This is a genomic window from Candidatus Methylopumilus planktonicus, from assembly GCF_000981505.1.
Lineage (GTDB): Bacteria > Pseudomonadota > Gammaproteobacteria > Burkholderiales > Methylophilaceae > Methylopumilus > Methylopumilus planktonicus.
This window is the reverse complement of the sequence record NZ_LN827929.1, coordinates 889848-916787: the sequence shown is the minus strand read 5'-3', so window position 1 is coordinate 916787 and position 26940 is coordinate 889848. Positions and strand designations below refer to the sequence as shown.

The 26940-nt window shown below is 39.3% G+C and carries 18 protein-coding genes; 13 read left to right on the top strand and 5 right to left on the bottom strand.

Annotation, left to right across the window (positions count from 1 at the left end):
* Positions 1 to 9 precede the first annotated feature (9 nt).
* Genes hrpA through BN1208_RS04810 form a run of 3 tightly spaced genes read left to right on the top strand, consistent with a single transcriptional unit; the run spans position 10 to position 5736 of the window.
* Positions 10 to 3771, top strand: a complete 3762-nt coding sequence (gene hrpA / locus BN1208_RS04820; RefSeq protein WP_046488381.1) for an ATP-dependent RNA helicase HrpA — start codon at positions 10 to 12, stop codon at positions 3769 to 3771.
* The gene (locus tag BN1208_RS04815) at positions 3768 to 4565 is read left to right on the top strand and encodes a fused MFS/spermidine synthase (protein ID WP_046488379.1); all 798 of its coding nucleotides are present in this window, start codon (positions 3768 to 3770) and stop codon (positions 4563 to 4565) included. Before hrpA ends, BN1208_RS04815 begins: the two co-directional genes overlap by 4 nt.
* Positions 4566 to 4584: 19 nt before the next feature.
* On the top strand, positions 4585 to 5736 hold the full coding sequence (locus BN1208_RS04810) for a THUMP domain-containing class I SAM-dependent RNA methyltransferase (protein WP_046488377.1): 1152 nt from the start codon (positions 4585 to 4587) through the stop codon (positions 5734 to 5736).
* Here BN1208_RS04810 and tpx read toward each other — a convergent pair.
* Positions 5733 to 6233, bottom strand: coding sequence for a thiol peroxidase (gene tpx, locus BN1208_RS04805; RefSeq protein WP_140017190.1), 501 nt, complete (start codon positions 6231 to 6233; stop codon positions 5733 to 5735). The two genes, BN1208_RS04810 and tpx, sit on opposite strands and share 4 nt — an antisense overlap.
* Positions 6234 to 6358: 125 nt before the next feature.
* Here tpx and dnaE point away from each other — a divergent pair, with 125 nt between their 5' ends.
* The 7 genes from dnaE (at position 6359) to purT (ending at position 18361) form a co-directional block, all read left to right on the top strand.
* A complete protein-coding gene (gene dnaE, locus BN1208_RS04800; RefSeq protein ID WP_046488373.1) occupies positions 6359 to 9820 on the top strand; it encodes a DNA polymerase III subunit alpha in 3462 nt (1153 codons plus the stop codon).
* Positions 9821 to 9847: 27 nt separating this feature from the next.
* A complete protein-coding gene (locus tag BN1208_RS04795; RefSeq protein WP_046488371.1) occupies positions 9848 to 10816 on the top strand; it encodes an acetyl-CoA carboxylase carboxyltransferase subunit alpha in 969 nt (322 codons plus the stop codon).
* Positions 10788 to 12176, top strand: a complete 1389-nt coding sequence (gene tilS, locus BN1208_RS04790) for a tRNA lysidine(34) synthetase TilS (protein WP_046488369.1) — start codon at positions 10788 to 10790, stop codon at positions 12174 to 12176. Before BN1208_RS04795 ends, tilS begins: the two co-directional genes overlap by 29 nt.
* 215 nt (positions 12177 to 12391) lie before the next feature.
* Positions 12392 to 14863 (top strand): TonB-dependent receptor, encoded by a 2472-nt coding sequence (locus BN1208_RS04785; RefSeq protein ID WP_052734677.1) that lies wholly within the window; start codon positions 12392 to 12394, stop codon positions 14861 to 14863.
* A 215-nt stretch (positions 14864 to 15078) separates the two neighbouring features.
* Positions 15079 to 16440 carry an ATP-binding protein gene (locus BN1208_RS04780; protein WP_046488367.1) on the top strand — a complete coding sequence of 454 codons (1362 nt, stop codon included), beginning with the start codon at positions 15079 to 15081 and terminating at the stop codon, positions 16438 to 16440.
* A complete protein-coding gene (locus tag BN1208_RS04775) occupies positions 16441 to 17082 on the top strand; it encodes a response regulator (RefSeq protein WP_046488366.1) in 642 nt (213 codons plus the stop codon).
* Positions 17083 to 17164: 82 nt separating this feature from the next.
* The gene (gene purT, locus BN1208_RS04770) at positions 17165 to 18361 is read left to right on the top strand and encodes a formate-dependent phosphoribosylglycinamide formyltransferase (RefSeq protein WP_046489314.1); all 1197 of its coding nucleotides are present in this window, start codon (positions 17165 to 17167) and stop codon (positions 18359 to 18361) included.
* A gap of 84 nt (positions 18362 to 18445) precedes the next feature.
* On the opposite strand, the gene BN1208_RS04765 is transcribed toward purT, so the two are convergent.
* Positions 18446 to 20161, bottom strand: coding sequence for a DEAD/DEAH box helicase (locus tag BN1208_RS04765; protein ID WP_231854601.1), 1716 nt, complete (start codon positions 20159 to 20161; stop codon positions 18446 to 18448).
* Between the two features lie 195 nt (positions 20162 to 20356).
* Between BN1208_RS04765 and typA the strand changes: the two genes are divergently transcribed.
* From typA to BN1208_RS04750, 3 genes are all read left to right on the top strand, one after another.
* Positions 20357 to 22165 (top strand): translational GTPase TypA, encoded by a 1809-nt coding sequence (gene typA / locus BN1208_RS04760; RefSeq protein WP_046489310.1) that lies wholly within the window; start codon positions 20357 to 20359, stop codon positions 22163 to 22165.
* A gap of 39 nt (positions 22166 to 22204) precedes the next feature.
* Positions 22205 to 23128, top strand: a complete 924-nt coding sequence (locus BN1208_RS04755) for a glycosyltransferase family 9 protein (protein WP_046488363.1) — start codon at positions 22205 to 22207, stop codon at positions 23126 to 23128.
* A 61-nt stretch (positions 23129 to 23189) separates the two neighbouring features.
* Positions 23190 to 24182, top strand: a complete 993-nt coding sequence (locus tag BN1208_RS04750) for a glycosyltransferase family 9 protein (RefSeq protein ID WP_046488362.1) — start codon at positions 23190 to 23192, stop codon at positions 24180 to 24182.
* A gap of 10 nt (positions 24183 to 24192) precedes the next feature.
* On the opposite strand, the gene BN1208_RS04745 is transcribed toward BN1208_RS04750, so the two are convergent.
* The 3 genes from BN1208_RS04745 to BN1208_RS04735 are packed head-to-tail and all read right to left on the bottom strand — an operon-like array spanning position 24193 to position 26937.
* On the bottom strand, positions 24193 to 25791 hold the full coding sequence (locus BN1208_RS04745; RefSeq protein ID WP_046488360.1) for an ABC-F family ATPase: 1599 nt from the start codon (positions 25789 to 25791) through the stop codon (positions 24193 to 24195).
* Between the two features lie 22 nt (positions 25792 to 25813).
* Entirely contained in the window at positions 25814 to 26419 is a 606-nt protein-coding gene (locus tag BN1208_RS04740) for a nitroreductase family protein (protein ID WP_046488359.1), read from the bottom strand.
* Positions 26420 to 26439: 20 nt separating this feature from the next.
* Positions 26440 to 26937, bottom strand: coding sequence for a GreA/GreB family elongation factor (locus tag BN1208_RS04735; RefSeq protein ID WP_046488357.1), 498 nt, complete (start codon positions 26935 to 26937; stop codon positions 26440 to 26442).
* Positions 26938 to 26940: the final 3 nt, after the last annotated feature.

Here is a 26940-nt window from a genome sequence, read left to right as displayed (position 1 = left end):
TTTTAAATTGTGAGTGAGCCATTAAAAAACAAAGATAAAAATTTAGCGATTGAAGCATCAAGACAAGCTCGACTAGAAAGCATACTACCTATTGAGTTTCCTGAAGCGCTTCCTATTTCTCAAAGAGTTAAAGAGATTAATGAGGCAATTCTTAATCATCAAGTCGTGATCTTGTGTGGCGAAACAGGTTCAGGTAAAACAACTCAGCTCCCCAAAATTTGTCTTCATTTAGGCCGAGGTATTAAGGGCCTCATAGGCCATACACAGCCAAGACGTCTTGCAGTGAGATCAGTGGCCTCTCGCATAGCATCGGAATTAAATTCCCCCTTAGGCGATGCTGTAGGATTTAAGATTCGATTTGCAGATAAAGTCTCCAATCAAACACTTATTAAAGTGATGACTGACGGCATTCTGTTGGCAGAGACACAAACAGACCCTGATCTTAAAAAATACGACACCATTATTATTGATGAAGCCCATGAGCGAAGTCTTAATATTGATTTTCTTTTAGGTTACTTAAAGCAACTAACTCTTAGGCGTCCTGATTTAAAAATTATTATTACCAGTGCGACCATTGATGTGGAGAGCTTTTCCAAACACTTTAATAATGCACCTATTATTGAAGTCTCAGGTAGGACATATCCCGTTGAGATTCGCTATCGACCTTTAGAAGTTAAAGACGAAGACGACCAAGTAGAAAAAATTGAAGAGGCTATTCTTGATGTTGTGAAAGATTTCTCAAAAGTAGGAGGAGACACTCTAATATTTTTACCAGGCGAGAGAGAAATTCGAGATATCGCTGAATTTCTAAAAAATAAATTACCACCGCATTACGAAATCCTTCCACTTTTTTCAAGACTTTCCAATGAAGAGCAACAAAAAATATTTAGAGGCTCAAATGGACGGCGTATTATCTTATCCACCAATGTCGCTGAAACATCACTCACTGTTCCAGGAATTAAATATGTGATTGATCCAGGTATTGCCAGAGTGAATCGCTATAGCACCAGAAATAAAGTTGAACAATTACAAATTGAAAAAATTTCTCAAGCATCAGCTAAGCAACGAAGCGGTCGATGTGGACGTGTGTCTGATGGTATTTGCGTAAGGCTCTATTCGGAAGATGATTTTAATGCGAGACCTTTATTTTTAGACCCTGAAATTTATCGATCATCTTTAGCCTCCGTCATTCTAAAAATGGCATCATTACATTTAGGTGATGTCTCACAATTTCCTTTTATTCAGCCACCCAGCAGACGATTCATTCAAGACGGTTATTTATTATTGCAAGAATTGGGTGCTGTGGATGATCAATATGAGTTAACAATCATAGGTCGTGATCTAGCTAAACTTCCTATGGATCCAAGATTAGGTCGCATGCTGCTTCAGGCAAAAAAAGAAAATGCACTGTCTGAACTTTTAATTATTGTGAGTGCATTAAGTATCCAAGATCCAAGAGAACGACCTTTGGATAAAAAAGCCGAAAGTGAAGCAGCGCAAGTTCGATTCTTTGACGAAAAATCTGATTTCGTCTCGTTTTTAAAACTTTGGACATTCTTTGATGAGGCCATTCAGAAGAAGACAACACAAAATAATTTAAGAAAACTTTGTCATGCACACTTCTTGTCTTATCTTAGAATGCGTGAGTGGCGAGATTTGCATGATCAAATTCGAGAACTCATTTTAGATATGAATTATAAAGAGAATGATAAGCCGGCTAATTATGTTCAAATTCATCGATCAATACTCGCCGGGCTTTTAGGAAATATCGGTATCAAAGCATTAGAAGATGATTCATACGTGGGCGCTCGAAACATTGAATTTCACTTGTCCCCAGGATCAAATATTAAGAGGAGAAGATCGAAATGGGTGATGGCAGCAGATCTTGTAGATACGACAAAACTATATGCGAGAACAGCGGCTGAAATAGATGTGGAATGGATTGAATCCTTAAGCTTACATTTAGTAGAACATCACCATACAGACCCTTATTGGGATGTTAAGTTGTCTCGCGTGAATGCGCATGAAAGAATTACACTCTATGGATTAACGATAGTGCCTAAACGCAATGTGCACTTTGGGCCGATCAATCCAGAAATCGCTCGCGAAATATTTATTAGACAAGGCCTGGTCTCAGGGGGTTACGTTTCAAAAGGATTATTTTGGAAACATAATCAAGGCCTCATAGAAGAGGTTGAGCTTTTAGAACATAAAGCAAGACGACTTGATGTATTAGTCAATGAAGAAGATCTTTTTCAGTTTTATGATGAGAAAATAGCGCAGGGTATTATCAATGGCGTGGGATTTGAAGATTGGCGTCGCGAGATAGAGGACAAGCATCCTCAAGTCTTGTTCCTCACCAAAGATCTTCTTATGAGGCGGGACGCGCATGAGATTACGGAAGTTCAATACCCAGAAACTTTAAATATTGAAGGTGTTACGATTCCACTAAAATATCGGTTTGAACCCGGTCATCCTGATGACGGTGTGACAGCAGTTATATCTGAAATTGATTTTCATCAACTTGATTTAAATATCATGCAGTGGTTAGTTCCTGGGATGATTCGTGAAAAACTCAATTGTATTTTTAAGTCATTGCCTAAAAATATTCGTACTCAACTTTTTCCGCTCACAGATACTGTGACTGAATTCTTAACCCAATACAAAACCCATCACCATTTATTTCAATCGATCAGTGATTTTGTTTTAAAGAAAACAAAAGAACCTTACATGATAGGTGAGGAGGAAATTGAAAGTCTGCCTCGTCATTGTTTTATGAATATTGAAGTAGTGAACCAAAAAAATGAACTTGTATCGCAAGGTCGTGATTTAAACCTTCTAAAAGGTTCAGTCAAGCCACAAGTGCATGTCAAAAAGAATGATAAGACCAATGCAGTTGAACGATTCAATTTAAAACGGTGGGATTTTGACGAACTACCACATGCTATTGAATTAAATACACATCAAAAAGACTACAAAGGTTTTGTGGGATTATCTGATGAAGTTGAGTCAGTAGCTATCCGTGTGTTTGTCTCAGAGGATGAGGCTAAAGTATCGCATCGTCAAGGTGTTTTAAGATTGCTCAGTTTTGAATTGAAGCCACAACTCAAACAACTTGAAAAAGATTTGAGCAAACTTAAAGAAGCCCAGCTTTTCTTAAGAGACATGATTGATGCTGAAGAATTAAAAGGTGATGTGATTGAAATGATTTTAGACACAGCATTAAATTCTGAAGAGCTGATGCCAAGGACTTCAGGTGATTTTATTACACTAATTAAACGTATCAAAAATGCGCTGCCACAAGCTATGAAGGCGATATTAGACACTATTCATTTGAGTGCTACCTATTACCACCAAATTAAACAATTATTAAAAACGTTAAGTCCCATACAAAAAAGATCGGAATCTATTTTTGCAAGTCGAATTAACTTCTTAATCCATAATGAATTTATTATATCGACACCTTCAGATACATTTTCTCATCTTCCAAGATACTTGAAAGCACTTATGATTCGTATTGAGAAATACCCTTCAAGAGTAGATAAAGATGCAATCATGCAAAAAGATATTGATCGCATTCACCAATTGCTTGGTGAGCGATTAAAACCCTATGTCTCAAAAAAAATGACACCTCCTAAAGCCCTAAAAGATTTTCAATGGCAGATTGAAGAGCTTCATGTGTCATTATTCGCCCAAGATTTGAAAACAGCATATCCTGTATCACTGAAACGATTAGAAAAAGCGTTGGATGATATTCCTTTTTACCCATGAGAGACTTATTTAAAAAAATATTTCGTGAAGAAGTGATGGATGATGACATCAGTATTGATGTCAGTGAATCTGAAGGTATACGTTCTTTACATTTTGCTTCGCACGCAATCCAAAGTTCAATGCGCTTAAAAAAACCTTTTCACTTAGAACTCACTTATACACGAGCCATGATGATGTTTCTTCTCTTTCATGCCCGACCTCGTAAAATTTTATTGATTGGTTTAGGTGGCGCATCTATCCCTAAATTTATTCATCGGTTTTTACCTGATATGAAATCTATTGTGGTTGAGATTCATCGAAAAGTGATTGGTGTAGCACATCTTATGTTTCATCTTCCTCCTAACGATAAATCACTCAAAGTTATTCACGGTGATGGCATTCCTTTCATGAAAGAACATCCGGAGTCGGCCGATATTTTAATGATTGATGCTTTTGACCCCGATGGTATTCCGCGAAATTTCAGAAGCCTTTCTTTTTTTGATGTATGCAGAGCAACTTTAAGACGACATGGTATTTTTGTCATGAATATATGGGCGAGTGATCCACATTACGATCTTTATATTGATCGTATGCGTGGTGTTTTCGAAGGGCTTATCTTAGTGATTCCTACAGGTAAACCTGGCAATCAAATTGTGTTAGGTTTTCATGACATCCCAAAAGAATTGGATGTAAAGACATTGCGAGCAAAAGCGAAGTTACTTGAAAAAACTTATGGGCTCGAATTTTTATCATTCTTTAATCAGCTTGTGCTTCATAATCACCAAGCATCGAGCATGATTACATTCGATCAATAATTTTTAAAGGTTAAGACATTTGAATTTTCAATTTTTTGCTACTTGCCCGCGCGGCCTTGAAGCTTTGCTAGCAGATGAGCTTTTAGCACAGCATGCATTAAAGATTATAGTGACTGATGGGGGCGTATCGTTTGAAGGCAATTTGGAGACGATGTATCGCGTCAATTTACATAGTCGAATCGCTACGCGCATTATGTCCCGAGTAGGTCAGGGAAGTTATACCAGCGAAGAAGATATCTATAAGGCGACGTTTAAGCTGAATTGGCCTTCGTGGTTTAAAGTGAATCAAACGATTCGCGTCAAAGTCACAGGTGTGAAGTGCCCCCTAAAAAGTTTAGACTTTGTGACACTCCGTATTAAAGATGCTGTATGTGATCGTTTCCGTGTAGAGGGTGCGTTAAGACCATCAGTGAGTGTGAGAGATCCTGACGTTCGCATTCATGCTTATCTCACTCATGATCAATATCAACTTTATTTAGATACCTCGGGTGCCCCACTTTATCAAAGAGGATTTCGTGATGTGAGTGTGATAGCCCCCTTACGTGAAAACTTAGCGGCAGGCATCATTATGCTGTCCGGTTGGATACCAGGCACACCATTTTTAGATCCCATGTGCGGTAGTGGTACTTTTTTAATTGAAGCAGCCATGATGGCAGTCAATCAACCACCCGGTATGAAACGTACATTTGGTTTTCAAAAACTTACTTCATTCGATGAAGGCCTTTGGAAAAAAATTGAAAACGAAGCTATGAATAAAATGAAGCCCATTGAGTTCTTAGACATTTATGGATCAGATATGGATTTAAGGGCAGTACGAGTTGCGCGTCACAATTTAAAAGTTGCAGGCTTGGAAGAGGTTGCAAAAGTCATGCAAAGTGATTTTATAAAATTAGAACCACCCGCATCAGAAGGGACGCTTGTAACCAATCCACCTTATGGTCAGCGCATAGGAGAGGACGAAGATTTAAAAGAGGTGTATCCGGCCTGGGCAAAGCATATGAAAGAATCCTTCGGGGGTTGGAATACTTATTTTTTAACCGCAGACCTTGAGATGCCAAAAGATATGCGATTAAAGCCCACAAAAAAAACACCGTTATATAACGGTGCTTTAGAGTGTCGTTTATTCGAAATTAAAATGGTGGCAGGTAGTAATCGAAAACCAAAAGACTAAAGTACATTTAACGCAGCTTCGTAGTTAGGTTCTTCTGTAATTTCTGAAACAAGTTCGCTATGAAGTACTTCGTTATTTTCGTTCAACACGATCACAGCGCGAGAAGTTAAACCAGCCAAACTTGTATCATCAATGGATACACCAAAGTCGTTGGCAAATTTTTTCGTGTTACGAAATGTTGAGAGTGTTTGTACGTTCTCAATTTTTTCAGCACCACAAAAACGATTCTGCGCAAAAGGTAAGTCGGCTGAGATACATAAGACGACTGTGTTATTTAATTTAGCTGCAGCTTCGTTAAATTTCCTCACAGATGTAGCGCATGTTGGTGTATCGACACTTGGGAAAATGTTGAGCACTTTTCGTTTGCCAGCAAAATGAGCTAAGTCGACATCTGCACGCGTTTTATCTGCTAGACTAAAGTCAGGTGCTTTTTGTCCCTTGCTTAAAAATTGACCACCTATTTTGACTGGGCCGCCTTTGAGAGTCACTGCCATGATGAAAATTCCTTTTAAATTGAGTAATACTTGACAATATACATCAGTTATTTTTTTATGGGTAGATCAAGTAATTTTTTTGTGACTAAACGCTAAGATTTAAGTCATTCATCCTTTAAAATAGAGTCATGTCTGAAGCCCATCCCGTCTCATTTGTTCATTTAAGGTGCCATAGTGAATATTCCATCACCGATGGGATTGTGCGCATTGATGACTACATCGATAAGGCTTCATCTCAAAATATGCCAGCCTTGGCGCTCACGGATTTAAATAATGTATTTGGTTTGGTCAAGTTTTATAAGGCGGCGCGAGAAAAAGGTATTAAAGCTATTTTAGGTGCTGATCTTTGGATTGAAAATGAAGTCAACCGAGATCAGCCTTATCGAATTCTAGCGCTTTGTCAAAACGATAAAGGCTATTTAGCGTTATCCGAAATTTTGACGCGTGCCTATTTAGAGAATCAGTATCGTGGTCGCGTTGAAGTAAAAAAGTCTTGGTTGTTAGAAAAAAATGAAGGTCTCATCATTCTCTCAGGTGCTGCTATGGGAGATGTCGGTCAAGCCATCCTTCAAGAGCATACGGATATCGCAATGCATGCCATGAAAGATTGGGCAACACATTTTAAAAATCGTTTCTATATTGAAATCCAACGGATTGCAGAAGGAGATGATAAAAAAAATGAAGCACGTTTTATCAATCAATCTTTGAGCTTAGCGACAAGCTTAGAAATTCCTGTGGTAGCCACCCACCCCATCCAATTTATGGATCAAGATGATTACAGAGCCCATGAGGCGAGAACTTGTATCGCTGAAGGTTTCATCATGGCAGATAGCCGTCGACCCAAATTATTTTCACACGAACAGTATTTTAAAAATGAAGTGGAGATGACTACTTTATTCAGCGACATCCCTGAAGCGCTGCAAAATTCTGTCGAGATTGCAAGGCGTTGTAACTTCGAATTTACCTTAGGTAAAAATTACTTACCTGACTTCCCAACACCCAATCAAGAAAAGCTCGAAGACTTTTTAATTTCAGAATCTAAAAAAGGATTAGAAGTTCGCTTAAAAGAACTTTTTCCAGATGAAGTAAAACGTCATGAAGTCAGACATGATTATGATGCACGCATTCTTTTTGAAACTTCCATCATTAACCAGATGGGTTTTGCAGGGTACTTCTTAATCGTTGCTGACTTTATTAACTGGGCTAAAAATAATGAAGTCCCGGTAGGTCCTGGTCGAGGTTCAGGGGCTGGATCTTTGGTAGCCTATAGTTTAGGTGTGACTGATCTCGACCCAATCCGCTACCAACTTCTTTTTGAGCGCTTCTTAAATCCTGATCGTGTGTCGATGCCGGACTTTGATATCGACTTCTGCCAAGAAGGTCGCGATCGTGTGATCGATTATGTCAAACAAAAATATGGCGCAGGTTCCGTCTCGCAAATAGTCACTTTCGGTACGATGGCAGCACGTGCTGTGATTCGAGATGTGGGTCGTGTTCTTGACCTCCCATTTAATTTTGTCGATGGTATTGCGAAACTCATCCCCATGGAATTAGGGATCACATTAGAAGATGCATTAAACAAAGAACCACAATTACAAGATCGTTATAACAAAGAAGAAGAAGTCAAAGAGCTGATTGATCTGGCATTAAGGTTAGAAGGTGTCGTGCGAAACGTCGGCATGCACGCGGGTGGCGTTTTAATTGCTCCCGGAAAAATTTCAAACTTCACACCGATTTATTGTCAGGCGAATGGCGATAGTTTGGTGAGTCAATTCGACAAAGATGACATTGAAGCTCTAGGTTTAGTGAAGTTCGACTTCTTAGGACTTCGCACACTCACCATTCTTGCGATGGCATTAAAGAACGCAAATATTTTGCGGATCAATGAAAATCTACCGCCACTTGATTTGAATCATTTGCCACTCGATGATAAAACAGTGTTCCAGCTTTTAAAGAGTGCAAATACCACTGCCGTCTTCCAGCTTGAGTCACGCGGTATGAAAGACATGTTAAAACAAGCGAAGCCAGATTGCTTTGAAGATATTGTCGCACTCGTAGCACTTTATCGTCCGGGCCCTATGGATTTGATCCCTGACTTTTGTAAACGTAAACACGGACAACAGCGCATCGTCTATCCCCATCCCTCCACCGAATCGATCTTAAAAGAAACTTACGGGATTGCGGTTTATCAAGAGCAGGTGATGCAGATTGCACAAGCGGTTGCAGGTTACTCATTGGGAGCGGCTGATTTACTTCGTCGTGCGATGGGTAAGAAAAAAGTTGAGGAGATGGATGCGCAGCGCGAAGGATTTATTGCAGGCTCTCTAAAGAATGGATTGAATGAAAGACAAGCGCGTGAACTTTTTGACTTGCTCGAAAAGTTTGCAGGCTATGGTTTTAATAAATCACATGCAGCAGCGTATGCGATGGTGGCTTACCAAACCGCTTACTTAAAAACACATTATCCCGCAGCATTCTTAGCCGCTTCCATGTCGGCTGATATGAATAATACCGACAACATCCAAATATTTTTTGAGGATTGTAAACCAAATAGTGTCGAATTATTAGCACCCGATATTAATCAAAGTAGTTTCGAATTTATTCCAACCAATACGACACAGATCTTATATGGATTAGGTGCCATCAAAGGTACCGGCTTAGCCGCGATTGAACTTATTTTAGAGTCGCGCGAAAGTAAAGGCCCATTCAAAAATCTTTTTGATTTTTGTGCGAGACTTGATTTAAGAAAAGTGAATCGTCGTGTCGTAGAGTCTCTTATCCGCGGCGGTGCATTCGACACACTTGAATCTAATCGTGCTTCATTACTCGCAAGTGTTAATTTAGCCATCACCGCAGCTGAGCAAGGAAAAGCAAACATTGCACAAAATAGTCTGTTTGGCGAAGAGCAAACGCAAAAAGTGGATATGGTGCATATGGACTCATGGACGCCCCAGCAAAAACTGCAAGAAGAAAAAGCAGCGCTCGGTTTTTATTTTAGTGGCCACCCATTCACCTTCTTTGAAAAGCGTGTGCGACCATTCATCAAAACTCAGATCAGAGAATTAAAACCGCAAGAGCAACCTTATGTAATTGCAGGGGTGATTGTGGCGATTCGAATTCGCATGACAGCGCGCGGCAAAATGGCGATTGTCACATTAGATGATGCGATTTCTCGCGTAGACGTCGTGGTAGGGAATGATCTTCTTACCCAATCACAAAGGCTAGTTCAAGAAGATCAGCTTTTAATTGTCGAAGGACGTGTCAGTCATGACGACTTCACAGGGGGTATCAGAGTGACTGCGCGTAAACTTTTTGATTTGTCCACCGCTCGTAATCAATTCGCACACCATTTAAAGATCTCATGTAATGGTCAATCGGATGCTAATAAATTAAGAGAAATGCTAAAACCTTACTGCGGTCATCCGCAACATGACTTAAAACGTTGCCGCGTAAAAATTGATTACCATAATGACCTAGGTCATGCAGAACTTCTTTTAGGTCGAGAATGGCAGGTGGATTTGCATGATGAATTGATAGACGGTTTAACCCAATGGTTGAGCGAAGAAAACGTAAAAATCCTTTATAATTAATTTCCCGATTTTAAAAGTTTTGTATCAATGAAAATTAGTTATTTAGACTTTGAAAAGCCAATCTCAGAACTTGAAGCTCAGACCCAGAAGCTTAAAGAGACGCATGACAAGAATAAGAATCTTGATATTTCAAAAGAGCTCAGTCAGCTCGAAGGTAAGACCGAAAAACTGTTACACGAGATCTATGACAATTTAAATGCCTGGCAAATTTCCCAAGTCTCACGTCACCCACAAAGACCCTACACCCTTGATTATATTGAGAAACTTTTCACAGATTTTGAAGAGTTGCATGGCGATCGCGCCTTTGCCGATGACCCAGCGATCGTAGGGGGCTTAGCTTTATTTGAAGGCATCCCTGTCATGGTCATAGGGCATCAAAAAGGGCGGGATGTGAAGGAAAGACAACACCGCAACTTTGGTATGCCAAAGCCTGAAGGGTATAGAAAAGCCTTACGTCTTTATAAATTAGCCGAAAAATTCAACGTGCCTATTGTGACCTTGATAGATACCCCTGGGGCTTATCCAGGCATTAATGCCGAAGAACGCGGTCAATCTGAAGCCATTGCGCGTAACTTATATGTCATGGCCGAGTTAAAAGTACCCATGATTGGTATTGTGATTGGCGAGGGCGGCTCAGGCGGTGCATTAGCGTTAGGTGTCGTGGATCAGCTCATCATGCTTCAATTTGCGACTTACTCTGTGATTTCCCCTGAAGGATGTGCCTCTATCCTATGGAAGAGTGCGGATAAGGCGTCAACGGCAGCTGAAACATTAGGTATTACAGCCACCCGCTTAAAAGATTTAGGTCTCATCGATACCATTCTTCCAGAACCTCTAGGGGGTGCGCATCGCGACCCTAATCAACTTATGGAAACCGTCCGAAAATCCTTGAAAGAACACCTCACAAAACTGCAAAAGAAACCTTTAAAGCAGCTCCTTGATTTAAGATACGAACGTCTACTTAGCTATGGCAATTTCAAAGAAACCGCTAAGTAACAAAGTTTCAGCTACTACTCCCAAAAAAACCAAACCACTATCCTTACTCGATGTAGTCGAGAAAGGTTTTGTATCTTTATCGAAATCACACAAAAAGATGAAATCGATGACGGTCGCTTTAAGTGGCGGTATCGATTCAGTTGTTCTTTTACATCTCATACATCAACTTCAAAAGACACAAACATTCACTTTAAAAGCCAGCCATGTGCATCATGGTTTGAGTAAAAATGCAGATAAGTGGGTGACATTTTGTGAGAAGTTATGCAGAAAATTATCCATTCCCCTCGATGTAAATTACGTTAAATTACCTCAAAAAAAGTCCCTCGGCATTGAGGGGGAGGCAAGGCGACTTCGCTATGAAAAACTCCTACAATCTAAATCCGACTTGGTGGTTTTAGCACATCATGAAGATGACCAAGCCGAGACTTTTTTACTACAACTCATTCGTGGAGCAGGGGTCAAAGGTTTGTCATCTATGGCACATTTTGATGACAGTCGACGACTATGGCGACCACTCCTAAATGCCTCAAAAATCGACATTGAAAGCTATGCCAAAAAGCACAAATTAAAGTGGATTGAGGATGAAAGTAACCAAAATATCGACTTTGATCGAAATTTCATTAGATCAAAATTTTTACCTATACTTAAGGAGAGGTTTAATCATATTATTAAAGTAATTTCTAGATCATCTTCTCATCTAGCAGAGGCGCAACATTTGCTCGATGACTTAGCACAAATAGATTTAAAAAGTAGTTTAAAATCAGATAATTATAAACATAAACTTAATGTAAAAACTTTAGATAAATTATCAAATGCTAGAGCTAAAAATGCTTTACGGTTTTGGCTTGAAATGAATGATCAATTGATGCCATCTAGAGATCTTTTAGATGAACTTTTAAGACAAGTTTTAACGGCCAAAAAAGATGCAGAATTGAAAATTCAGCTCTCAAAAGAATTTGAAATTCGCCGCTATCAGGATGAGATTTATATCGTCCCAAAAAACCTACAAACGAATAAAAATTATGAAATTATTTGGGCGGGTGAATCGGAAATTATTTTGCCAAATGGGCAAAAATTAACGTTCAAAAAAGTAAAAGGTAGGGGTATCCAATTAAAATTTTTGAAGGGTAAAAATTTAATAATTAGAAACCGCCAGGGTGGAGAAAGTTTTAAGCCGGATTCAAAAAGACCAACCAAAAAAATTAAACAGCTTTTACAAGAGTCAGATTTGCCTCCTTGGGAAAGAGACTTTTTACCTCTAATTTTTATAGGTGATCATTTGGCTTTTGTACCAAATTTTGGTATTGATATGAAGTTCCAAACCAAACCCAATGAAGTGGGTTTGGAGGTGATTTTGTAGCTATAAAAAAATCGTTGTTTTTTACAACAAAATTCATCCATATTGGGCATTTTAACAACATATTAACTTATTGATTTTTTTGGTATTTTTAATGGGAAATAGGGGGGGCTTTCTTCGGGAAGTTTTCCTAGGCATTTTAAGCACCTAAGATATTGAAATTTATCAGGAATCTCATTAAAGTCGCAACATCTTTAATATTTTCGGATTTTGTAAGCATGAAACTAAAAAATTCTGCAATCGTGGCTATAGCCCTTGCTAGTTCAGTATCACTCGGCGCTGCTGAAAAATTTACGACAAGCACAATCAACGTGATAAGCACGACACCACTTCCTTCGATTGGTTTGCCCCTTAATATTATTCCAGCAAATATCCAAATATTTGATAGCAAAGATCTTCGCAATCAACCAGGTGTGACCTTTGCGGATCAGCTCATTAATAATGCGCAAGGCGTGACATTCAGTGAAACGCAAGGTAATCCGTGGCAGCCTGATGTCATGTTTAGAGGGTTTTCAGCATCTCCCTTAGCTGGCACGCCACAGGGTATGTCGGTTTATGTGGATGGCGTGAAGGTCAACGAAGCATTTGGTGATACTGTCCATTGGGATCTGATACCTAATTTTGCGATTCAAAATATGCAGGTTGTGCCTGGTTCGAATCCAGTTTATGGCATGAATACGCTTGGCGGTGCAATTGCAATTCAAACCAAAGATGGCCGAAATAATCGTGGCGCAGCGCTTGAGGTTGAAGGCGGTTCTTGGGGAAGAAAAAGAGCTCTTGCTCAATTTGGCGGCGTTTCAAAAGATGGTTCTGTTGATTATTTCTTTGGTGCACAAAATATTGACGAAGATGGCTGGAGAAAGCATTCACCGACCCATATAAATCAAACCTTCGGTAAGATCGGTTGGCAGAATGAGAGCTCAAAATTAGATTTGAGTTACATTGGCGCTTACAACAATATGATCGGTAATGGTTTAACACCCATTGACATGTTAGGAAGTGATCGCACGGGTATTCATACAACACCAGATCAAACCAAGAATTACTTAAATCATTTTGCATTAAATGGGGCGCATTGGCTCAATAAAGATGTGATGCTAAGTGGTAACACATATTATCGAACCTCGAATCGAAATACCCTCAATGGTGATGCGAATGATGATTTTAGAACTTATAAAACTTTAGATCCAGCTTCAACAAGCGGTGGCGTTGATACTGCCGGCTTTTGTCGACCAAGAGGCACGGATTCTCTTGGAGAGGACTATGATAAAGAGGCTTGTGCACCAGGTATTTTGAATCGCTCAAGAATCAAACAACGAAACCTTGGATTTAATCTTCAGGCTGCTTTTAATCAAGACATTTGGGGCAAAAAAAACCAGTTTATAACAGGGCTTGGCTATGATCTTGCAAGAACAAAACTTACCCAAACAGAACAAATTAGTGAAGTAAGTGCTGGTACAGCTGGTGAAGCAGATGGATCTCCAGTACCAAGTGGCGGAACGAATATTGCAGCTGGCACATGGTTTGATTCGGCAAGACGCCCTATTAATTTAGATGAAGAAGTCGAGCTTGATGTGTTGTTGGGTGGTCGATCAAGAACAGCGAGCCTTTTTGCAACGGACACCTTGTCGCTAAACTCTCAGTGGCATCTAACAGCGAGTGCTCGTTACAACCATACCAAGGTCAGAAATCGAGATCATATAAGGTATGGCGATGCAAGCCTCACAGGAGATCATAACTTTAATCGTGTGAATCCATCTCTTGGCCTAACATATACACCGAATGATAATCTCAGTGTATTTGGCAGCTATAGCGAGTCCAATAGAGCTCCAACCTCAATCGAGTTAGGTTGCGCCAACCCTGCAAGACCTTGTAAATTACCTAATGCGATGGCGTCTGATCCACCGTTGGATCAAGTGGTTGCCAAGACGTATGAGGGTGGCCTCAGAGGTAAACTCACAGAGAGCTTAAAATGGAATGCTTCCATCTATCGCACGATGAATCATGATGATATTCATTTTATAAATTCAAGTACGAATTCAGGCGCACTTGGTTATTTTGATAATGTAGGTCGCACCAAACGTCAAGGCTTTGACTTAGGGCTTAATGGTACGATCGATAAATTTTTCTTTAGAGCAGGCTATAGCTTTATCTCAGCCAAGTATGATTCTGACATTCAGTTGTTGAATGAAATTAATTCAAGCAATGATGATGATGTGGTGAATGTCCGTAAAGGAAATTATTTAGCAGGTATTCCAAAGCATCAATTTAAACTTCGTGCACAGTATGAGATTTTACCTAAATGGTTCGTGGGAAGTAACGTCGTTTATTACTCAAGTCAATTTGTTCATGGTAATGAAAACAATGCCCACAATAGCAATACCACGGCGAGTGATTGTAATGACAGTGCAGACGGCCATGAGAAATGTTACGGTAAATTAAGTGGCTACACAGTGGTCAATCTTGATACACAGTATGATGCGGGACAAGGTTGGAAACTTTTTGCGAAAGCCGTCAATATCTTTGATAAAGAGTACTATTCTGGCGGTCGTTTAGCTGAGACCTATTTTTCTCCAACAGGTACTTGGGGTACTGATGATAGAGGGGTTACTGGTGTTGTTCCAGGCGCACCTCGCGCGGCTTGGGTTGGTCTTCGTTATGAATTCGGGGGGGCGCCTGAAGCTAAGTAATGCTAGTTAAGGAGAATAAAAAAGGGAGCTTTAAGCTCCTTTTTTTATAGCTGATATTTTTATCTTGCGTAAGTTTTTATATCAGAATAAAAGGTACCAATGATTGGCACCATAGAATTAGCCAATATAAATTTTTCTTAAATAATTTAGAAAGCTTTCCTGATATGCTTTTAATAAATGTGCGACACAATGGCCACTAAAAAAAGGAATTACCTTTGAGCTTAAAGCTTCGTCTTATTTTAATTATTAATGCGGTATTACTTCTGATATTAGTTTTAGGATCGATTTTAGCAATCGATATGGCCAAAAAAAATGTCCGCGCAGAGGTTGCTTCCTCCGAGAAACTCACATTGTATTTATTTGAAATCGGAGTGTTAAAAAATCCTAAATACTATTCGATTGAGAGTGAATATAAACCTCTCAATCTTCAGACTTTGGTCCATATGCGACATCTTAAAATTGAGTTTTATAATTTAGAGGGTAAGTTGATCGAGAGTAATATTTCGGACACTAGAACACAAACAATGGATCAAGCTCCACCTTGGTTTGTGAATTTTATGGGGCTCATTTCTGATCCATGGCAACCGAAGCGTTTACCTGTTGAGATATTGGGGCAGCCGAAGGGTACGATTATTATTACCCCTGATCCGAGTTATGAATTTGGAGAGATATGGAATCAACTTACAGGTATTTTTTATTTAGCAGGAACCTTCTTTATCTTAACGAATATTTTGGTTGCATGGATTGTATTTCGTGCTTTAAGCCCTGTGGAATTTATTTTACAAGCCTTAACTCAATTAGAATTAGGGAACCTGAAAGTTAAAATGCCTGACTTAAAAACACCAGAGCTATCTGTGATTAGTTCAAAATTTAATCATATGGTGAAAACTTTAAGATTAAGTGTTGAACAAAACCATAAGCTCTCGCAAAAATTAATTCGTGTTCAAGAGGAAGAGAAAAAAAGTTTAGCGCGCGATCTCCATGATGAATTTGGACAGTCTTTAACGGCTATTCACGCTGATGCGGCTGTGTTAAAAAATTTAGCCACTAAAGAATACCCAAAGATTAAACCATCAGCACATGCTATTTCTGATCTATCGAAGCATCTCATGAATCTTGTGGGCGGTATGCTTAATCAATTAAAACTAGGTGTATTAAATGAGTTAGGTTTAGAAGAAGGTTTGATTGACTTAATTCGTTCTTGGAAAGTAAGACATCCTAAAATCAGGCTAGACTATCAAGTTGATCTAAAAGGTTTACCAAGGATCACTGAGACCCTCTCTATTACGGCCTATCGTATTATTCAAGAATGTTTAACCAATATTTCTAGACATGCGAAAGCTAAACATGTGGATATAAAGATTCAGTTCGTCAAAAAAAATGTATCTTCCAAAATGATTGATATACATGTGCAAGACGATGGAGTGGGATTCAAAAAATCACATCGAGATGGCTTTGGCTTATCTGGTATGCGTGAGCGCATTCATGAAGTTAATGGCTCTATAAAAATTAAGAGTGAAGTGCATCAAGGTGTAAGTCTTGATATTCAACTCCCTTTAAAAAGAATACCAAAATAAATGAGTCAAAAAGTGACGATTGTTTTAGTGGATGATCATGCAGTGGTCAGAGCTGGTGTAAGACGTCTTCTCGAGCAAGAAACTTTATTTGAAGTGATCGGCGAAGCGGAGAGCGGTGAGAAAGCCTACAAGATATTTGGAGAATTAAAGCCTGATGTTATGGTAATGGATTTATCCATGCCAGGGATGGGTGGATTGGAGTCAATAAGACGTATTTTGATGCGTCATGAGCGTGCCCGGATTTTAGTATTATCTATGCATGAGGATTTATCATTTGCGAATCAGGCCTTAAAATTGGGAGCGAAGGGCTATCTTATTAAAAATACGCTGGGCGATGATCTCGTGAAATCTATTCAAATGGTTGCGAGAGGCGAGATCTTCTTAAGTGATGAGATTGCTAAAAAGATAGCTATGCAATCGATTTCAGGGGCAGAAGATCCGATTGATGAACTTTCTGCACGTGAGTTTGAAATCTTTCGATTATTAGCGGAAGGACTTGAGATTGATGCGATTGCTGCAACACTTAATATAAGCTCCAAAACGGTATCGAATTATCAGACCATGATTAAACAAAAATTAAATATCAATACTGCCGTGGAACTCATTCGCTATGCCATTAAAACTGGCGTCATTAAAAATTAGAATTTTTAAGCAACTCTTTTTTTAGGTTACTTTTTAAGTAAGAAACTAATCGGATACCTTTCCTCATGATATGATTTTGGCTATGAAGATTGGAACTCCTTTAACGCCGCATGCTACGCGTGTCATGCTTCTCGGAAGTGGCGAACTCGGTAAAGAAGTGATTATTGCTTTGCAGCGTTTAGGCGTGGAAGTGATTGCGGTAGACCGATATAAAAATGCACCAGGCCATCAGGTTGCGCATCGATCTCATGTGATTGATATGACCGATAGTCAGGCCCTCTTAAAGCTAGTCAAATCTGAAAAACCTCATTACATCGTCCCTGAAATTGAAGCGATTAATACTGACGTGTTAGCTCAAATCGAAAAAAGTGGGGATGCGATTGTCATTCCAACTGTTAAAGCAGTTCAACTCACTATGAATCGTGAAGGCATTCGTGATTTAGCTGCGAATCAATTAAAACTTCCAACCTCTCCTTTTGCGTTTGCTAAAAGTTTAGAAGAATTACAAAAGGCCATTGATAGTGGTATTGGCTATCCCTGTTTTGTGAAACCTACCATGTCATCATCCGGCAAAGGGCAGTCCCGGATTACAGAAGCTTCAAAAGTGAAAGACGCTTGGGATTATGCAGCCTCGGCTGGACGGGTGAATAAGGGTGTCGTCATTGTGGAAGGTCAGATTGATTTTGATTATGAAATTACTTTACTAACAGTTCGTGCCAAAAACGAAAAGGGTGATATTGAAACTTATTTCTGTGAACCCATTGGACACAAACAAGAGCAGGGGGACTATGTGGAGAGCTGGCAGCCACAACCCATGCACGAAGTGGCATTAACAAAAGCACGTGAGATTGCTAAAAAAATTACGGATGCCTTAGGGGGTTTAGGTTTATTTGGTGTCGAGCTTTTTGTGAAAAATGATCAAGTATGGTTTTCAGAAGTAAGCCCAAGGCCACATGATACGGGCATGGTGACGATGGCGAGCCAACGACAGAACGAATTTGAATTACATGCACGTGCGATTTTAGGATTACCTGTAAATACATCTCTAAATCGTCCTTCTGCGAGCGCTGTTATTTATGGCAATTACGATGCAGATGGAATCCTTTTTGAAAATATTGACAAAGCGCTTACGGTTCCAGAATCAGATTTGCGATTATTTGGAAAACCTACTTCATTCAAACGTCGTCGTATGGGTATTGCATTGGCTTCTGCAGATAATGTAGATGAAGCGAGATCAAGAGCGCAAAAAGTTTCATCCCTCATTAAAACATCAATCTAATTTAAAAATGAATGAAGTAAAAATAAAAGCGCTTTTGAATACGCTCTATCCCATCGCTGATTTCATGCGAAATCAGTAATTATTTTAAACGTGCACTTTACGTTTTGGTGCTTCCGATTTTGAATCGGAAGATCTGAATGTTCTAATCGTTGTTGGCTTTTTAGCAAAAGTTTTTGGCGCAGATTCACGTTTGGCAACCGGCTTTCGATCACTTGTTTTTCTGTCAGAAGGTTTTCTATCGCCAAATGATTTTTTATCACCAAAAGTTTTTTTATCGCTATCTGATCTACTGAAGCTAGGTTTTCTATCAGATGTTTTTCCGAATAACCTTTTTTCAGTCGCTTTTTTCTCAAAAGGACTTCTAGGCGTTCTGGGTTCGCTATCGCGCTTCAGTGCATCACTCGCACCAAAATCTTTTCGGAATGGTTTTTTATCAGCAAAAGGTTTTTTATCTCCGAAAGATTTCTTATCCCCGAAAGATGGTCTATCACTAAATGGCTTTCTGTCACCAAATGATTTTTTATCACCAAAAGGTTTTCTATCACCAAAGGACTTTTTATCACCATAAGGCTTTTTATCACTAAATGATTTCTTGTCACCGAAGCTACGTTTACCACCGCGAGATTTAGATTTTCTTTCCTCACCTAATTGATCGCGTGATTGAACCTTAGGTTCAAACCCTGCCATCACTTTCGCATCAATTTTGTGACCCGTATATTTTTCAATATCACGTAATGCTTTACCATCCATAGGAGCCACAAAAGAAATCGCAACACCTTCTTTTTTAGCTCGGCCTGTGCGGCCAATACGGTGGACATAATCTTCTGCAAATTTAGGAAGATCGTAATTGATCACGTGTGAAATACCATCGACGTCAATACCACGCGCTGCAACATCGGTTGCTACTAACACACTGATATCGTTATGTCTAAATTTAGTGAGTGTTCGATTACGAGCGCCTTGTGTCATATCCCCATGTAATGCCCCTGTTTTGTGACCTGCGTTATAAAGTTCATCAGCTAATAAATCTGCGTGACGTTTAGTTGAGGTAAAGATAATTGTGTGTTTCACACCTGGTTGTATGAGCAAATGTTCAAGGAGTTTATTTTTATGGTTTAGGTTATCTACGAAATACATGTGCTGTGTAATATTTTCATGTTTCTCTTTAGAGTGAGAAATCTCAATCGTTTTTGGATTGTGTAAAAGATCTTTGGCGATCTTACTAATCTGACCATCTAATGTTGCTGAAAATAATAAGGTTTGATGTTTGGTATTAATCGCTGCACATATTTTTTTAACGTCTGGAATAAATCCCATATCAAGCATACGATCGGCTTCATCTAATACTAACATTTGGAGGCGTGACAAATTAATACGACCGCGTTCCATGTGATCTAGGAGTCGACCAGGTGTCGCGATTAAAATATCTAGCGGTTGGGATAATAATTTATTCTGTAATGGGTAGGGCATGCCACCTACGATACTGGTCGTTTTAGCCTTAATAAACGAGCCGTACTTACGTGAGGCTTCGTTAATTTGTGCTGCCAATTCACGCGTCGGGGTTAATACCAAAATACGTGGGCCACGATCCTTCACAGGATGAGGTGTGGCAAGTAAATTGAGTGCAGGCAAAATAAATGCAGCTGTTTTACCTGTGCCTGTTTGAGCGGATGCCATGAGATCATGACCTTCCATAATGACAGGGATGGATTTGGCTTGAATTGGGGTGGGGGTTGTATAACCTACGCTACTTAAAGCGCGCAGGATTTGTGGGTCGAGGTTTAATGATTCAAAAGACAATGTCATACTCCTTAAAAAAGGGTTAGGTGCATTTAATCTTTTAAAAAATTCAAAACTTCCAATCACTAGATTTAAACGCGCAAGGTGTTACTTTATGTGAGTGCGCAGTATATAGATAAATCCATGAATATCAAAGCTTATTTTCTTCATAATATGCTAGAATTCGGCCTCAATTCAATTTCGGTAGCACTTTTTATGTCACGCAATTTAAGAAACATTGCCATCATCGCCCACGTGGATCATGGTAAAACCACCCTCGTCGATAAACTTCTTCAGCAATCAGGCACCTTCGCACAACATCAGGCAGTCACGGAACGCGTCATGGATTCCAATGATATTGAAAAAGAACGTGGCATCACGATTTTAGCTAAGAATACAGCGGTCAATTTTGAAGGTACACACATTAATATTGTGGATACCCCAGGACATGCTGACTTCGGTGGCGAAGTTGAACGCGTATTAGGTATGGTCGATGGGGTGGTACTCCTTGTTGACGCAGTTGAAGGCCCGATGCCTCAAACACGTTTCGTGACTAAAAAAGCATTAGCACTCGGTTTAAAACCGATTGTTGTCATTAATAAAGTAGACCGTCCAGGCGCACGTTCCGATTGGGTGATTAACCATACATTCGATTTGTTCGCCAACTTAGGTGCAACCGATGAGCAGTTAGATTTTCCGATTGTGTATGCGTCTGCATTAAATGGTTTTGCAACACTCGATATGAACCAAAAATCAGATACGATGAAGCCGTTATTTGAGGCCGTACTAAAACACGTCGCACCTCCAGAGGGGAGTCGCGATAAACCTCTGCAACTACAAATTTCAGCTCTTGATTATTCAACTTATACCGGTCGATTAGGTGTGGGTAAAATTAAAAATGGTGTGATCAAATCGGGCCAATCTGTCGTAGTTATGCATGGTGATAAACAAGTATCTCAAGGTCGTATCAATCAAGTCTTGGGCTTTAAAGGGCTAGATAGAATTCCAGTGGAAGAAGCAGAAGCGGGCGATATTGTGATTATTTCTGGTATTGAAGAAATTGGTATTGGGGTCACTATTGCTGACACAAATAACCCAGTGGGTCTTCCTATCATGGCGGTCGATGAACCCACATTGACGATGGACTTTATGGTCAATACGTCACCTCTTGCAGGTACTGAAGGTAAATTTGTCACCAGCCGACAAATTCGAGATCGCTTAACAAAAGAATTATTGGTGAATGTAGCGTTACGTGTTGAAGATACAGAAGACGCAGATGTATTCCGTGTTTCAGGTCGTGGAGAACTCCACCTCACAATTTTATTAGAAAACATGCGTCGTGAAGGGTTCGAGATGGCTGTGGGTAAACCACGCGTCGTATACCGTGAAATCAATGGGCAAAAATGTGAGCCTTATGAAGTATTAACGGTTGACTTAGAAGATGATACACAAGGTGCTGTCATGGAAGAATTAGGCCGTCGTCGTGGTGAAGTGCAAAATATGGAATCCGATGGTAATGGTCGTACACGTTTAGAATATAAAATTCCTGCACGAGGACTCATTGGTTTCCAAGGTGAATTCATGACGATGACGAAAGGCACTGGTCTCATGGCGCACGTCTTTGATGAATACGCGCCTGTGAAACCTGATATGCCAGGACGTCGAAATGGTGTATTGATTTCAGCTGAACACGGCGAAGCCGTGGCTTATGCTTTATGGAAGTTGCAAGACCGTGGTCGTATGTATTCAAGCCCGGGTGATAAATTGTATGAAGGTATGGTGATTGGCATTCATTCTAGAGACAACGATCTTATTGTGAATCCGATTAAAGGTAAGCAGCTCACAAACGTGCGAGCATCAGGTACGGATGAAGCGGTAAGGTTAGTGCCACCCATTCAGTTAACATTAGAATCCGCAGTGGAATTTATTGAGGATGATGAGTTAGTTGAAATTACACCAAAATCGATTCGTATCCGTAAACGCTTTTTATTAGAGCATGAGCGTAAACGCGCATCTAAAGAATAAGTTTTTTCTTATAGATTAAATATCTATAGAATATTTTTTATGAATCGACATTTTAAAAAATATTACTTTTACTTCCTTGCAAGAATTTTTGATTCAGTAGGTTTGCATCAAAAATCAGTACCTTATTATGCCGAAACGATACGATTTCGATCGTTTTTTTGGGATAGTCAAATCAGGTATGCGGAAGCGATCGTAAAAAGCCCTAAAAAAATCACACTGCAAATCCAAGGCGGTATCGGAGACTTCCTTCAGTTCCTCCCTTTTATTCTCAAACATAAATCTTATTCATATACTGTACTGACCCATTTTTTATATGCAGAAGCTTTTTTCAAAGCTTTGGGCATAAATGTAAAAAAATATTATTTTTATACCAATTGGGAAGATTATGTAGAGATCAGAGATAGACTTCAAAAACTACCCGACACTTATATTTGCCCACGAACGCTTTTTTTTAAGACCAATCCTTTTATTAGCACAAGAAAGAAAGCGCTTAAAAAACCATATGTGATCGGTATTCATATGGGGTCGAGTAAATTAGCCGCCGGTAAGGCATTGAGCCCAGACTTTGTACTAAAACTTCTAGCATTACTTCTACCTGCACAATATAAAGTCATTTTATTTGGTACAAAAAATGAATTAAAGTCGCTTCATATCAAAACTGATAGAAGAATGAGGCTAGCACACGATCAAAATGTCATTAAGAATCTATCCTTAGTGAATCAGTCTGATCTTATGATAGCAAGTGACAGCGTGTTTAAAACGATGGCTTCTATGTTAAAGATACCTTCAGTCGTGCTTCACAAAGATAATAAAAATTCTTTTAGAGATAGAACATTTATTGAGCCTTATGTCAAAGCGCAATGTATGTCTGTCTATAAATATAAAAACCTTGAAGGCCCTGAAGTTGATGATGCATTAGCATTTACCATGAAAAATATAAACGCATTATTGAAAGCCTCATAAGGGAATCATTATCAAAACTGCTTTATTCCTTAAAACAAAAAATATCGGAGACTCGATTATATTGACGTCTTCTATTGCAGCATTGCCGAAAAGTTTTAAGTATGTGGATGTTGTGTGTTTACCTGAAAGTGAGTCCATATTTAAAATGAATCCACGAGTCAGAGATGTCTTTGTTATTCCAAGGCATTTAAAAGGATTCCAAAAATATTCTTCCTATTACAAAATATTTAAAAAGCTCATATCCAATCATTATGATTTCTTAGCGCAGTTTTCAGTGGATTGGAGAGGTGCGCTCTTAGCGCGTTTTCTTCATATTGATCTAAGCGTTGCAAGAGAAGCCTCAAGAAGAGGACCTCTCTGGCATCAGTCATTTAATTTAATAGCCCCCTTAAAAGACAATAGACCAATAGCCGAGCAAGATGTCGATTTGTTAAGAGCGGCTAACTTATATCAAAAAAAAGAAGCTCCTTCTTATCAATTAAGTGCTCCTCATAAGAATCAACTTAAAGTTAAAAAATGGTTGCAAGCGGAACAGGTTTCTAAAAATACATTGATTGTGATTCACGCTTCTTCACGTTGGAAATTTAAAGAAATTCCTATCAGCACATGGGCCAATATTATAGATGCCTTAAAATCCAAAAAAATGCATGTCGTTTTATCTGGATCAAAAGTGGATTTAATCACCAATCAAGCTATTAGTGATTTGTGCCAATCAAAACCCATGCTAACAAATGATTTCTCAATCGAAGATACGGCAGCACTTTATGAAATGTCTGATTTAGTTGTCACCATTGACAGCATGTCAACGCATTTAGCAAGTGCAATGAAAACACCCGTGGTGAGTATCTTTGGACCTACCAATGATCTCAATTGGCGTCCTTGGAAAGTGAAATACCAAGTCATTGCTTTATCGAAAGCGGATGACCCTACCTTTGCTTGCAGGCCTTGTGGCATGGATGGTTGTGAAGGCACTAAAATAAGTCAGTGCTTGGTGCAAATGAGTCCTCAGATGATTTTAAAATCTATCCACTCAACGCTAAAAACTAAAACCTAAAAAATAAAAATTAAGCGGTTTGCGTTTGAGTCAAAAGATATTCTTCGTAATTACCTGTGAAATCAATAATGTGATCTGACTTGATTTCAATAATTCTTGTTGCAATTGAACTCACGAACTCTCTATCATGGCTCACAAAGAAAAGTGTGCCTTTAAATTTATCAAGTGCCGTATTAAGAGATTCAATCGATTCCATATCCATGTGATTGGTGGGCTCATCCATAAGTAGCACATTGGATTTCGCAAGCATCAATTTACCGAAGAGCATACGACCTTGCTCTCCCCCTGATAATACTTTTACAGATTTCTTTGTATCTTCCCCTGAAAAAAGCAGTCTTCCCAAAATACTACGAATGGCCTGATCATCTTCACCTGATTGTGCACAATTTTTCATCCAGTCAAAGAGCGTTACGTCTTTTTCAAAATCAGTCGCGTGGTCTTGCGCGAAGTAACCAATCTTAGCTTTTTCAGCCCATTTGATTTCACCATGGTTAGGTTTGATGTCACCTACAAGCGCTCGAAGAAACGTAGTTTTACCAATACCGTTTTCACCGATGACAGCAATTCGTTCACCCGCTTCGACCAGCAGATTGAAATCTTTAAATAAGTCGTGATCATATCCATGTGTGAGATTTTTAATTTCCACCGCTTGGCGGTGAAGTTTGTCTTTATCATCGTAATCAAAACGAATGTAAGGATATTGACGACTTGAAGGGACAAACTCTTCTACTTTAATCTTGTCGATTTGTTTGGCACGACTTGTGGCCTGACGGGCTTTTGAAGCGTTCGCTGAAAAGCGTCGCACAAACTCTTGAAGCTCTGCAATTTGGTCTTTGGCCTTCTCGTTATCTTTCAATTTTTGTGCGCGAGACATGGTGGAAGCTTCCATGTAATTATCATAATTACCTGGGTACACTGTGAGCTTTCCATAGTCCATATCAGCCATGTGCGTACATACTTGATTTAAGAAATGTCTATCATGGGAAATGATAATCATGGATGAGTTACGATTATTCAATGTATCTTCTAGCCACTGAATCGTATGAATATCTAGGTTGTTCGTGGGTTCATCCAGTAACAAAATATCTGGATTTGAAAAAATGGCTTGTGTTAATAGCACACGCAATTTAAAACCGGGTGCAATCGCACTCATAGGACCTTGATGTTGCTCAATGGGAATACCTACACCAATTAATAATTCACCTGCGCGGGCTTCAGCGGTATACCCATCGAATTCTGCATATACACCCTCTAATTCAGCGGCCTTCATATAATCTTCTTCTGTCGCATCCGGATTCAAGTAGATCGCATTTTTATCAATATTGGCTTTCCACATTTCTTCGTGACCCATCATGACCACATCTAATACACGCTGATCTTCATAAGCGAACTGATCTTGCTTAAGCCATGACATACGTTCATTTTTATCTAACGAGACATTACCTGAAGTGGGTTCTAATACACCTGCTAAAATTTTCATGAAAGTGGATTTGCCACAACCATTAGCTCCGATTAAACCATAACGGTTTCCGTCACCAAACTTAACGGAGACATTTTCGAAGAGGGGTTTTGCACCAAACTGAATGGTGATGTTATTACTAATAAGCACGCTGATAGATCCTTAAAATTTTTTATTTAAATTGATTCTGAATGACGACTTCATCAAGTGGGAGTTGACCGCCTCGTGGCATCGCTTCTTTAATACCTTTTCCTACACATACAAACATGGCAGGCATGTGATCCGAAGGCAAGTTTAATAATTCACCCACTTTATCAAAATCAAAGCCATCCATAGGGCAGGTATCGTAGCCCATCGATTTAGCGGTGAGCATGAGATTCATAGCCGCCATACCACATGAGCGCATCGCTTCATCACGTTGTACTTCTTTTTTGCCTTCATAATATTGTTGAATGGCTGGCACTAGATAATCTTGCACAGGTTTGGGTGCATCCTTCCAATAGCGAGCGGGCTCTTTATTCCACGCCATAAGGTCTGCAACCAACACAATCAAAATTGAAGCCTCTTCCACTTGCGCTTGGCCCCAACTGACGCTACGAATTTTTTGACGTAAAGCTTTATCTGTCACAACAACAAATCGCCAGTTTTGAATATTAAAAGCCGTAGGGGACAAAATCGCATGCGAGAGAAGTTCATGAATCTCTTTTTCAGTCATCATGTGATTGGTATCAAAGTGCTTAATCGATCTTCTTTGTTGTATCGCTTCTTTAACTTGCATGCTATTTCTTTCTTTAAAAATTAATATTCTATTTTTTGTATCATGAGATAGGTGTCACCCATCGGTTTTTCCCATGTCACCTCATCATTTAATTTTGCACCAATAAGTGCTTCGGCAAGAGGGGATAAGTAACTCACCTTACCTTTATGAATGTCCGCTTCATCTTCACCCACAATCTCATAAGTACTTAATTCACCATCTTCATCTTCGACTGTCACTTTGGCACCAAACAATACCATTGAATGATCTTCTTCTTTAGGCGCTGTGAGAATCGCTGACTCAATCCGCGCTGCATAATAACGCATATCTCGCTCAACGATAGCAATTTTTTGTTTAGCGATAGGATCATCCTTTTTATTCTTTAATTCTTCACGCTCAATTTCTAACGCATCAATTTGCGCGTTGAGCAATTTGAGACCGTTCGGCGTGACATAATTAGGCTCATCACTGATGGGTCTTTCAGGGATATCAATCCCTGCATGCTCTAAATCATTTTCTTTAACAAATGCGCGACTCATGGA

Coding starts and splice junctions, on each gene's coding strand:
- BN1208_RS04735 (WP_046488357.1), bottom strand. CDS start 26,937: ATGAGTCGCGCATTTGTTAAAGAAAATGATTTAGAGCATGCAGGGATT.
- BN1208_RS04775 (WP_046488366.1), top strand. CDS start 16,441: ATGAGTCAAAAAGTGACGATTGTTTTAGTGGATGATCATGCAGTGGTC.
- tilS (WP_046488369.1), top strand. CDS start 10,788: ATGGCAATTTCAAAGAAACCGCTAAGTAACAAAGTTTCAGCTACTACT.
- BN1208_RS04815 (WP_046488379.1), top strand. CDS start 3,768: ATGAGAGACTTATTTAAAAAAATATTTCGTGAAGAAGTGATGGATGAT.
- BN1208_RS04795 (WP_046488371.1), top strand. CDS start 9,848: ATGAAAATTAGTTATTTAGACTTTGAAAAGCCAATCTCAGAACTTGAA.
- dnaE (WP_046488373.1), top strand. CDS start 6,359: ATGTCTGAAGCCCATCCCGTCTCATTTGTTCATTTAAGGTGCCATAGT.
- BN1208_RS04785 (WP_052734677.1), top strand. CDS start 12,392: ATGAAACTAAAAAATTCTGCAATCGTGGCTATAGCCCTTGCTAGTTCA.
- BN1208_RS04740 (WP_046488359.1), bottom strand. CDS start 26,419: ATGCAAGTTAAAGAAGCGATACAACAAAGAAGATCGATTAAGCACTTT.
- BN1208_RS04755 (WP_046488363.1), top strand. CDS start 22,205: ATGAATCGACATTTTAAAAAATATTACTTTTACTTCCTTGCAAGAATT.
- typA (WP_046489310.1), top strand. CDS start 20,357: ATGTCACGCAATTTAAGAAACATTGCCATCATCGCCCACGTGGATCAT.
- purT (WP_046489314.1), top strand. CDS start 17,165: ATGAAGATTGGAACTCCTTTAACGCCGCATGCTACGCGTGTCATGCTT.